General features: G+C 62.6%; 11 protein-coding genes. 9 read left to right on the top strand and 2 right to left on the bottom strand.

Annotated features, from left to right (window positions below):
* From carB to VKR55_RS29285, 4 genes are all read left to right on the top strand, one after another.
* The coding region (carB, locus tag VKR55_RS29300; RefSeq protein ID WP_324408883.1) for a carbamoyl-phosphate synthase large subunit at positions 1–2,880 on the top strand (2,880 nt) is incomplete at its 5' end.
* 213 nt (positions 2,881–3,093) lie between these two features.
* On the top strand, positions 3,094–3,567 hold the full coding sequence (greA, locus tag VKR55_RS29295) for a transcription elongation factor GreA (protein ID WP_324408884.1): 474 nt from the start codon (positions 3,094–3,096) through the stop codon (positions 3,565–3,567).
* A gap of 174 nt (positions 3,568–3,741) precedes the next feature.
* Positions 3,742–4,149: a DoxX family protein gene (locus VKR55_RS29290; protein ID WP_324408882.1), complete on the top strand. Its 408-nt coding sequence runs from the start codon at positions 3,742–3,744 to the stop codon at positions 4,147–4,149.
* A gap of 148 nt (positions 4,150–4,297) precedes the next feature.
* Positions 4,298–4,732: a DoxX family protein gene (locus VKR55_RS29285; protein ID WP_324408881.1), complete on the top strand. Its 435-nt coding sequence runs from the start codon at positions 4,298–4,300 to the stop codon at positions 4,730–4,732.
* Positions 4,733–4,795: 63 nt separating this feature from the next.
* On the opposite strand, the gene VKR55_RS29280 is transcribed toward VKR55_RS29285, so the two are convergent.
* Complete coding sequence (locus VKR55_RS29280) at positions 4,796–5,275, bottom strand: Lrp/AsnC family transcriptional regulator (RefSeq protein WP_324408880.1); 480 nt, start codon at positions 5,273–5,275, stop codon at positions 4,796–4,798.
* Positions 5,276–5,548: 273 nt separating this feature from the next.
* On the opposite strand from VKR55_RS29280, the gene trxB reads away from it, so the two are divergent.
* The 5 genes from trxB to VKR55_RS29255 all read left to right on the top strand — a co-directional run bounded on the left by trxB (position 5,549) and on the right by VKR55_RS29255 (position 9,392).
* On the top strand, positions 5,549–6,514 hold the full coding sequence (gene trxB, locus VKR55_RS29275) for a thioredoxin-disulfide reductase (protein ID WP_324408879.1): 966 nt from the start codon (positions 5,549–5,551) through the stop codon (positions 6,512–6,514).
* A 10-nt stretch (positions 6,515–6,524) separates the two neighbouring features.
* Positions 6,525–7,448, top strand: a complete 924-nt coding sequence (locus tag VKR55_RS29270; RefSeq protein ID WP_324408878.1) for a LysR family transcriptional regulator — start codon at positions 6,525–6,527, stop codon at positions 7,446–7,448.
* Positions 7,449–7,958: 510 nt separating this feature from the next.
* Positions 7,959–8,891, top strand: a complete 933-nt coding sequence (locus VKR55_RS29265; RefSeq protein ID WP_324408877.1) for a 4-hydroxy-tetrahydrodipicolinate synthase family protein — start codon at positions 7,959–7,961, stop codon at positions 8,889–8,891.
* Between the two features lie 99 nt (positions 8,892–8,990).
* Positions 8,991–9,119: a hypothetical protein gene (locus VKR55_RS29260; RefSeq protein WP_324408876.1), complete on the top strand. Its 129-nt coding sequence runs from the start codon at positions 8,991–8,993 to the stop codon at positions 9,117–9,119.
* Positions 9,120–9,257: 138 nt separating this feature from the next.
* Positions 9,258–9,392, top strand: coding sequence for a hypothetical protein (locus tag VKR55_RS29255; RefSeq protein ID WP_324408875.1), 135 nt, complete (start codon positions 9,258–9,260; stop codon positions 9,390–9,392).
* Between the two features lie 66 nt (positions 9,393–9,458).
* Here the strand turns inward: VKR55_RS29255 and VKR55_RS29250 are convergent, their stop codons facing one another.
* Positions 9,459–10,136, bottom strand: a complete 678-nt coding sequence (locus VKR55_RS29250) for a ParA family protein (RefSeq protein WP_324408874.1) — start codon at positions 10,134–10,136, stop codon at positions 9,459–9,461.
* Positions 10,137–10,421 lie beyond the last annotated feature (285 nt).

The following is a 10,421-nucleotide window of genomic DNA, read 5'->3' as shown; positions in this document are numbered from 1 at the left end:
TCGCAGATCGCCCGCAGTCTCGATGAAGCGCTGGCGATCGCCGCCGAGATCGGCTATCCGGTGGTGGTGCGGCCGTCGTTCACGCTCGGCGGCAGCGGCGGTGGCATCGCCTACAACCGCGAGGAGCTCGAGGACATCGTCGCCCGCGGGCTCGATGCTTCGCCGACCGGCGAGGTGCTGCTCGAGGAGTCGGTGATCGGCTGGAAAGAGTTCGAGATGGAGGTGGTGCGCGACCACAAGGACAACTGCATCATCATCTGCTCGATCGAGAACCTCGACCCGATGGGCGTGCATACCGGCGACTCGATCACCATCGCTCCGGCGCTCACCCTCACCGACAAGGAATACCAGCGCATGCGCGATGCCTCGATCGCCGTGCTGCGCAAGATCGGCGTCGACACTGGCGGCTCGAACGTGCAGTTCGCGGTCAGCCCGAGCGACGGGCGGCTGCTGGTCATCGAGATGAACCCGCGCGTGTCGCGCTCGTCCGCGCTCGCCTCCAAAGCCACCGGCTTTCCGATCGCGAAAGTCGCGGCGAAACTCGCGGTCGGCTACACGCTCGACGAGATCGCCAACGACATCACAGGCGGCGCGACGCCGGCTTCGTTCGAGCCGACGATCGACTACGTCGTCACGAAAATCCCGCGCTTTGCCTTCGAGAAGTTCCCGGGCGCCGCGACCACGCTCACTACTTCGATGAAGTCCGTCGGCGAGGTGATGGCGATCGGCCGTACCTTCCAGGAGAGCCTCCAGAAGGCGCTGCGCGGGCTCGAGACCGGGCTGACCGGCCTCGATGAGATCGACATCGAGGGGCTTGGCCACGGCGACGACAAGAACGCGATCCGCGCAGCGCTCGGCACGCCGACGCCGAACCGCATCCTGCAGATCGCGCAGGCGATGCGGCTCGGCTGGTCGGACGAAGACATCTTCAACTCCTGCAAGATCGATCCCTGGTTCCTTGCCGAGATGCGCGGCATCGTCGAGATGGAGGAGAAGGTTCGCAAGAACGGCTTGCCGACCAACGCCTTCGGCATGCGGCGGCTCAAGGCCATGGGCTTCTCCGATGCGCGGCTTGCGGTACTTTCGGAAACGACTGAAGCCGAGGTTACCGCCGGGCGCCACGCGCTCGGGGTGCGCCCGGTGTTCAAGCGCATCGACACCTGCGCGGCGGAGTTCGCTTCCCCCACCGCCTACATGTATTCGAGCTATGAGGCGCCGTTCGCGGGCACCCTCGCCGACGAAAGCGCGCCGTCGGACAAGAAGAAGGTCATCATCTTGGGCGGCGGCCCGAACCGGATCGGCCAGGGCATCGAGTTCGACTATTGCTGCTGCCATGCCTGCTTTGCGCTGGACGAAGCGGGCTATGAGACCATCATGATCAACTGCAATCCGGAAACGGTGTCGACCGATTACGACACCGCGGATCGCCTGTATTTCGAGCCGCTGACGGCCGAGGACGTGCTCGAAATCGTCGACACCGAGCGCAGGAACGGACAACTCATCGGCGTGATCGTGCAGTTCGGCGGCCAGACCCCGCTGAAGCTCGCGCATCCGCTCGAAGCAGCCAACGTGCCGATCCTCGGTACCGCACCGGACGCGATCGACCTTGCCGAAGACCGCGACCGCTTCAAGCGCGTGCTCGACAAGCTGCACTTGAAGCAGCCCAAGAACGGCATCGCCTATTCGGTGGAGCAGGCGCGGCTCGTCGCCGCCGATCTTGGGTTGCCGCTGGTGGTGCGCCCGTCCTACGTGCTCGGCGGCCGCGCCATGCAGATCATCCGCGAGGAGACCCAGCTCTCCGACTACCTGCTCGGCACCCTGCCCGAGCTGGTGCCGGCGGACGTGAAAGCGCGTTATCCGAACGACAAGACCGGACAGATCAACACGGTGCTCGGCAAGAATCCGCTGCTGTTCGACCGCTATCTGTCCGACGCCACCGAGATCGATGTCGATTGCCTCTCCGACGGCAAGGACACCTTCATCGTCGGTATCATGGAGCATATCGAGGAAGCCGGCATTCACTCCGGCGACTCCGCCTGCTCGCTGCCACCACATTCGCTCGATGCGAAGATGATCGAGGAGCTGGAGCGGCAGACCCGCGAGCTCGCGCGCGGCCTCGACGTGGTCGGGCTGATGAACGTGCAATACGCCATCAAGGATGGCGAGATCTACGTGCTCGAGGTCAACCCGCGCGCCTCGCGCACGGTGCCGTTCGTGGCCAAGGTGATCGGTACGCCGGTGGCGAAGATAGCGGCCCGCATCATGGCGGGCGAGAAGCTCGCCGACTTCAAGTTGAAGAAGCGTGCGCTCAAGCACGTCGGCGTCAAGGAATCCGTGTTTCCATTCGCGCGCTTCCCCGGCGTCGACACGGTGCTGGGACCGGAGATGCGCTCGACCGGCGAGGTGATGGGCATCGACAGCTCGTTCGAAATGGCCTTCGCCAAGAGCCAGCTTGGCGGCGGCACCCGCGTGCCGCGCAAGGGCACGGTATTCGTCTCCGTGCGCGAGATCGACAAGGCCCGCGTCGAGGACGCGGTACGGCTTTTGAATTCGCTCGGCTTCAAGGTGATGGCGACATCCGGCACGCAGCGTTTCCTGACCGAGCACGGCGTGCCTGCCGAAAAAGTAAACAAGGTGCTGGAAGGGCGGCCACACATCGTGGACGCCATCACAAACGGCGATATCCAGCTCGTTTTCAATACGACGGAGGGGCCGCAGGCGCTGGCCGACAGCCGCTCGCTGCGGCGCGCGGCCCTCTTGCATAAAGTGCCATATTACACCACTCTTTCGGGTGCCGTGGCGGCCGCCCAGGGCATCCGCGCCTATCTCGGCGGAGACCTTGAGGTCCGCACATTGCAGAGTTACTTTGCCGAAAGCTGATCACTGGCCGGCGGAACGCGCAGGCCAAACGATCGGCAACAAAGCCTCCAGGCCAGGAACTCACCGCTCCGTATGAATGTTGTCCCGGCCCTTCGTATATGGGCCCGGATTCAATGAGCCGAAGGGCTTTGCTCGACGGCCCACGAAAGCCTGAACTGCCAAGCGCCTCGCGCGTGCCGTCAGGTCCCGCGCGATTGAAGGACTAGAAAGATGATGGAAAAGGTTCCGATGACTTCGATCGGCTATGCCGCGCTGACGGATGAATTGAAGCATCGCCAGTCGGTGGATCGCCCGCGCATTATCGAACACATCGCCGAAGCGCGTTCGCATGGCGACCTTTCGGAAAACGCGGAATATCATGCCGCCAAGGAAGAGCAGTCCCACAATGAAGGCCGCATCGCCGAGCTCGAGGACAAGCTCGCGCGGGCCGACGTGATCGACATCTCAAAGCTCTCCGGCGACACCATCAAGTTCGGCGCAACCGTGACGCTGGTCGACGAGGACACCGAGAAGAAGGCGGTGTACCAGATCGTCGGCGAGGTCGAGGCCGACGCCAAGAAAGGCAAGATCTCGATCACCTCGCCGCTCGCACGCGCACTGATCGGCAAGAAGAAGGGCGCCTCCGTCGAGGTCAATACACCCGGCGGCGGGAAGGCCTACGAGGTCACCAAGGTCGAGTGGCGCTGAGTCACCAATCTCGGCATCCTCAGAGAGAAGCCGCGCCTCGAGCGCGGCTTTTCTCTTTAGATTCTCAAAATAACGTGTTCGTGAGGTGGCACGCGGAGATTGTGAGTTGGAACGTCAAGCGGCGCAATGTATGCGCCGTGAGATGATTATGGTTCATAACTATCAGGAACAACCATGGACTCCGTTCTCTCCTCACCGCGCGTCGTGCAGAGCATTCAGAGCATCGTTCGCATCTACATCGGCCTGAGCCTGCTTGAGCACGGCACCGGCAAGATCCTCGGCTTTCCCGCCGTTCCCGCGTTTGCCCATGTCCAGCTCGATACGCTCGCCGGCGCCGGCGGGTTGATCGAGCTGATCGGCGGCTTGCTGTTCGTCCTCGGCCTGTTCACGCGGCCGGTCGCCTTCATCCTCTCCGGTTTCACCGCAGTCGCCTACTTCATGGTGCATGCGCCGCAGGGATTCTATCCGGTGGTCAATGGCGGCGAGCTTGCCGCGGTCTATTGCTTCATCTTCCTCTATTTCGTCTTTGCCGGCGCGGGCCCCTGGAGCCTCGATGCGCTGCGGCAAGGCAAGGCAGCCTGACCGCCACACACGGACCACGCATCAACGGGCTTCCGTGCATATGTCGCCTCGCAATAGCCCTCCCGGAATGATTCCATTCCAGGAGGGTCATTATCATGTAGGAGATCAGGCGTTAAGCTGACGACGATCACAAGCGGGAGGATTGACCATGGATGAAGCGCTTTCGAGATGGCGGCCGGTCGTCCTCAGCCTGTTCCGTTTCATTGTCGGGCTGATATTCCTTCACTTCGCCATCGCCAAGCTGTTCAAGTTCCCGCCCGTCAGATACCTGGAGAATGTCACGCCGCTGTCGCTATGGGGTTTCGCCGGCATGATCGAGCTCGTCTTCGGCAGTCTGCTGGTGCTTGGCCTGCTGACACGTCCGGCCGCATTCATTCTTTCCGGCGAGATGGCTTTCGCCTATTTCATCGAGAGTTTTCCGCGCAGCTTCTATCCGGCGATCAACAACGGCGGATTGGAAATCATGCTCTGCTTCGGCTGCCTCTACCTCGCGACAGCGGGAGGTGGCTCGATCAGCCTGGACGCGATGCTCGGCAGAAAAGCTGACTCCGCTTTCAGAACTCCCGGCCGATCAAATAGTTGACCGAACAGCCGCCTTCGCGGACGACGTTTGGGGCCTTGACTGGGGTCTTAACCCACGCGCGCCCTAGCTCCGCCCCTTCACTTCCAGCGGCACCGCGGCTTCGTATTTGGAATTGTGCAGTACAAGCGATGTCCGCACGTTGCGCACGTGCGGCGCAGCGGTGAGATGCGTGACGAAATCCTGGAACGTTGCCATGTCGGGCGCGACGCATTTCAGGATGAAGTCGACCTCGCCCGAGAGCATCCAGCATTCGCGCACCAAGGGCTCCTTGCGCACGAACGCCTCGAACGCGCGCAGGTCCGCATCCGCCTGGCTCGACAGATGCACCGAGGCGAACACCGTGACATCGAAGCCGAGCCGGCGCGGATCGAGCAATCCGCGGTAACCCTGGATGTATCCCTCTTCCTCCAGCGAGCGTACCCGGCGCAGGCACGGCGGCGGTGAAATGCCCACCCGCCTGGCGAGTTCCACATTGGTGATTCGGCCGTCGGCCTGGATCTCGCCCAGGATCTTGAGGTCGATCTCGTCTAGATTCTTCGACACGTGAATTCGGGTTCCCTGCGGCTTTCGGGCGTCGCTGCCCTCGCCGGCAACTCTCTTAGCTCAGCCCAACGGGCTTGCGCAATTTTATTACGCGTGCAGCGCGCCATTTTCCGCGGCTCGGCGGGGAAAATTCGCCGAAGTGAATTGCAATTCTTGCATGGCTCGCCACATACCTTAGACTTGGATTTGACACTTTCGGCACCGCCGCGATGCCTTTCCGGGCAGTTTCTGCGGGGGTGTTGGTTTGACTCCCTCTACGTGAGACATCTGCCCATGCCCGCTCCCACGCATGCCAAGGTCGTTATCATCGGTTCGGGACCGGCGGGCTACACAGCGGCGATCTACGCCGCGCGCGCCATGCTCGAGCCGATCCTGATCCAGGGCATCCAGCCCGGGGGGCAGCTCACCATCACGACCGACGTCGAGAACTATCCCGGCTTCGCAGCCGTCATCCAGGGTCCCTGGCTGATGGAGCAGATGGAGAAACAGGCCGCCCATGTCGGCACCAAGATCGTCACCGACCTCGTCACCAGGCTCGAACTGTCGCAGCGGCCGTTCCGCCTGACCTGCGACTCCGGCGACATCTATCTTGCCGACACCGTGGTTCTCGCCACCGGCGCGCAGGCGCGCTGGCTCGGCCTTCCCTCCGAGGAAACCTTCAAGGGCTTTGGCGTCTCGGCCTGCGCGACCTGCGACGGCTTCTTCTACCGCGGCAAGGACGTCGTGGTGGTGGGCGGCGGCAACACCGCGGTCGAGGAAGCGCTGTTCCTCACCAACTTCGCCTCGAAGGTGACGCTGGTGCACCGGCGCGATCATTTCCGCGCCGAACGCATCCTGCAGGATCGGCTGTTCAAAAATCCCAAGATCAAGGTGATCTGGGACAGCGTCATCGACGAGATCGGCGGCGAAAAGTCTCCGGCCAAGGTCACCCATGTCAGGCTGAAGAACGTCAAGACCGGCGCGCTGACGCGGCTTGCCGCCGACGGCGTCTTCATCGCAATCGGGCATGCGCCGGCGACCGAGCTTGTGGCCGGCCAGGTCAAGCTCAAACCCTCCGGCTATGTCGAGGTGGCGCCGAACTCAACGGCGACCTCCGTGCCGGGCCTGTTCGCCGCCGGCGACGTCGCCGACGATATCTACCGCCAGGCGGTCACCGCCGCCGGGCTGGGTTGCATGGCAGCCCTCGAAGCCGAACGTTTTCTAGCGCTGCGCGCGAGCGAGCGCGCAGCAGCGGAGTAACCGAGCACACATGCCTAGAACTCGCGACGGATTTACGGATATGGATTGGGACAAGCTGAAGGTCTTTCACGCAGCGGCAGAAGCGGGCAGCTTCACGCATGCCGGCGAGCAGCTTGGACTTTCACAGTCGGCAGTCTCGCGCCAGGTCTCCGCGCTCGAGCAGGAATTGTCGGTATCGCTGTTTCACCGCCACGCCCGCGGCCTGATCCTCACCGAGCAGGGCGACCTCTTGTTCCGCACCGCGCATGACGTGTTCATGCAGTTGCAGGCGGCGCGCGCCAAGCTCACCGACAGCCGCGAGCGGCCGAGCGGCGATCTCAAGGTCAACACCACGAAGGGCATCGGCATCAACTGGCTGATCCCGCGGCTTAGCGAGTTCACCGCGCTCTATCCCGATATCCGCATCTCGCTGATCGTCACCGATGAGGAGCTTGACCTCTCGATGCGCGAGGCCGACGTCGCGATCCGCACCCGCAAGCCGACGCAGCCTGACCTGATCCAGCGCAAGCTGTTCGCGATGGGCTTTCATGCCTATTGCTCGCCCGAATACATCAAGCGCTTCGGCACACCGCGCACGCTCGACGACCTCGACTCGCATCGCATCATCATGCTGAGCGATTCGCAGGTGCCGGCGCATTTGGCGAATCGGAGCTGGCTGGTCGAGGCCGGCCGCAACGGAAGCGGCCCGCGCGAACCCTATTTCAAGGTCAACGACATCCTGGGACTCGTGCGCGCCTGCCAGCAGGGACTCGGCATCGCGTCGCTGCCCGATTACCTGGTCGAGGAAAACACCCGTCTCGTGCAACTGTTTGGCGAGTCCGACTCGATCCAGCTCGACACCTATTTCGTCTATCCGGAAGAGCTGAAAACCGTGGCGCGCGTCCAGGTGTTCCGCGATTTCGTGGTGAGCAAGGCGCAGCGCTGGCCGTCCTGAAGCCGGCGATCTGAAGGCCTGTCAGCAGGCGGCATCACTCCGGTTTTTTGCGCATGACTGACATGCGGCGACCCCGGTTGCCGTATGACGCAGCGCGGGACCATAATGACAGCACGCTGAGCATTCGCGTTGCGCATTTGTCCCCCTCCTCCAGTGGCGCGAGAACTCAGTAATCCCTCTTGGAAGGTGATTGTGTCGGCCTCACGTGGCCAATACCTAAGCCGGGCCCTTTCGGGTCCGGCTTTTTTTTCGCGCTCCCGTGATACGTGTGTCACGGCTTTTGTCGTTTTTCGCGCCGTTGACAGAATTGGCGGCAGCAATCATCATGCACGCATGATCACGCTTTCGTGCGCCGCCCTGTCGTCGAAAAAAGACCCCCGTCCGGGGCCTGCAGATCGGCGCGCGCGTTAGAAACCATTACGCTTCCACCGATCCGAGACCCCGCCTGAGATGCGGGGTTTTTTGTTTCCCATCTCCGGCGGTTCAACCCGAAGAAAAGGAGATGGAGACATGAACGAACTGAGAGATTGCTTGCGGGGCCTGTGGCTGCCGCTGGTGACACCGTTTCGCGATGGTGCGCTTGATGAAGTATCGCTGCGGCGTCTGGTGCGGCACTATGCCAATGGACCGATCGACGGATTCATTCTGGGCGCGACCTCAGGCGAAGGCTTGATGCTTGCGACCGACGAGATGGAGCATCTCGTCACCGCCGTGCGCTCCGAGCTTGCAGCGCTGCCGCGCATCCTGCCGATCTGCCTCGGGCTTGCCGGCGCCTCTACGCAAAAGATGCAGGAGATGCTGGACGAGACCGCGGCGTGGCCGATCGACGGCTATCTGATCTCGGCGCCCTATTACCTCCGGCCGTCGCAGCGCGGGCTGCTCGCCCATTTCACGGCGCTCGCCGATCACGCCTCCTGGCCGATCGTACTCTACAACATTCCGTACCGGACCTCGGTCAACATCACCACCGACACGCTGCTGCGTCTTGCCCAGCATCCGAGCATCGTGGGCATGAAGGACTGCTCGGCCGACCGCGCGCAGTCGATCGACCTCATCAGGCGACGGCCCGAGGGCTTTCGCGTGCTGACCGGCGAGGACGCCGACTATATCGACGCGCTCTGCGACGGCGCCGACGGCGCCATCCTGCTGGCGGCTCATGTCGAAACCGAAGCTTTCGCGCGCGTGCAGACGCGGCTGAAGGCCGGCGACCGCGACGGCGCGTCCGCGTGCTGGCAAGACGTTGCCGAGCTGACGCGGCTCTTGTTCGCCGAGCCGAGCCCGGCTCCCGCCAAGTACTGGCTCAAGCAGACCGGGCTGATTGCCTCCGCCGAAGTCCGCTCGCCGATGGTGGAGGTGAGCGCCGAGCTCGCGACATGGCTTGATCGCGAGATCGCAAGGCGATCACCGGTGCGGCCGGAGCTTCGCCTGGTTAATGCTGAGTGAAGGCGCCCCGTCAATTTGACGCTTTGGATCGGCGCATGCCTTAAGACGGGAGGCGTATGGATTTCCGCACCAACCAATAAAAGGGACTGGGGGGAAACCATGAGCGTTCAGGCCAAAGCGGTCATGCGCGAAACCGCGCAGGATTTTGCCGTCGTTGCGGCGTTCGGCTTCTGGGCGGTGATGATCGGCTTCGTGCCGGTCGTCGCCATCCACGTGCTGTTCGCCTGACGAGATGATCTGCAGCGCTACCGCGGTGGTTAATCCGTGGTAGCACCTGTGGTCAAATCCGACCGAAAGCGCGACCAGGATTTTAAGAGCTTTCGCGTATCACGCGTCCCCATAACTTTAAAAAAGCGCGGGGGCGTCGTGAATAACGAACAAGAATTGGTCGTTGAACAGAAAGGCTTCACCACCGAGGACATTCTCTGGGCACTCGGGATCTGGAGCGTGATCCTGTGCCTGTCGCCGGTGATCGTGTTCTACATGCTGATGGTGGCTTAAAGAGATCAAGCAAAAACGCGCGGGACCCGCGCGTTCTCCGGGCATTAAAAAAGGCGGTGTGAAAAATCACGCCGCCTGCTTGTGCATTGCGCCGCTCGACGACGCGGTTCCGCGGATCGCCTTGACGGAGCGTTCGATCGCGGCCCAAAGCCTGCCGATCTCGGCTGCCGCGCGCCCTTCCGCATAATATTCGCGTGCGCCTTCGCCCTGCCCCAGCGCCATCAACAGATCGGCGCGGTTGGTGATCTGGCCACCCCACACCGGTGCGCGGAATTTGGCGAGCGCTTCGCGGGCGATGGTGACGATCGGGCTTTCGGCATCGTCCCTGCGCGCCGGCGCGCCGTTCAGCACCACCGCATAAGGCTTGCGCGCCGAGCGGCACATCTGAATCGTCTCCTGCACCGCGTTGACGTCGAACACGCCGGGCCGCGCCGGAATGATGACCATGGTGGCGTTCTTGATGGCGTCGTCGACGACGGCCGACAGGTTCGGCGGCGTGTCGATCAAGACCCACTCCATCCCGTCGCGCTTGGCCGCTGCGAGAATGCCGCTGACGGAGTTGACTGCAGTCTTGATCGGCGGCTCGTTGGTGCCGCGCAGCTTGTGCCACAGTGTCAGTGAGCCCTGCGGATCGGCGTCGACGAGCAGACACGGCTTGGTCGCCTTGATCTGCGCCGCGAGATGGGCGGCCAGGGTACTCTTTCCTGAACCACCCTTTCGTGATGCGAAAACAATAACGTTCATACCCTTGGCCTCCAGATTGACCCCAGATGCCAAAAATGAATCACCGCGCTGATTCGTGAAAGAAAAATTTAGGGGCAAATGTGGCCAAGACACGGGAAAAGCCGAGAACGCTGGCTTTTGAGCCACACGCGCTTTGCAACCGAAGCTAGAGCAGAATCTGATCAAGTTGAACCGTACCCCGCGGCATTGAAGTAGTTGGTGCATTCGTTTGGCGAGTACGCACGTGAAGCGTCGGCAATGGCGGTTTCGAGGGTCTCGACGGTTCTGGCGGCGGCTTTGCGCAGG

This window comes from Bradyrhizobium sp. (assembly GCF_035309285.1).
Classification (GTDB): Bacteria; Pseudomonadota; Alphaproteobacteria; order Rhizobiales; family Xanthobacteraceae; genus Bradyrhizobium.
This window is presented reverse-complemented; position numbering and strand designations above follow the sequence as displayed.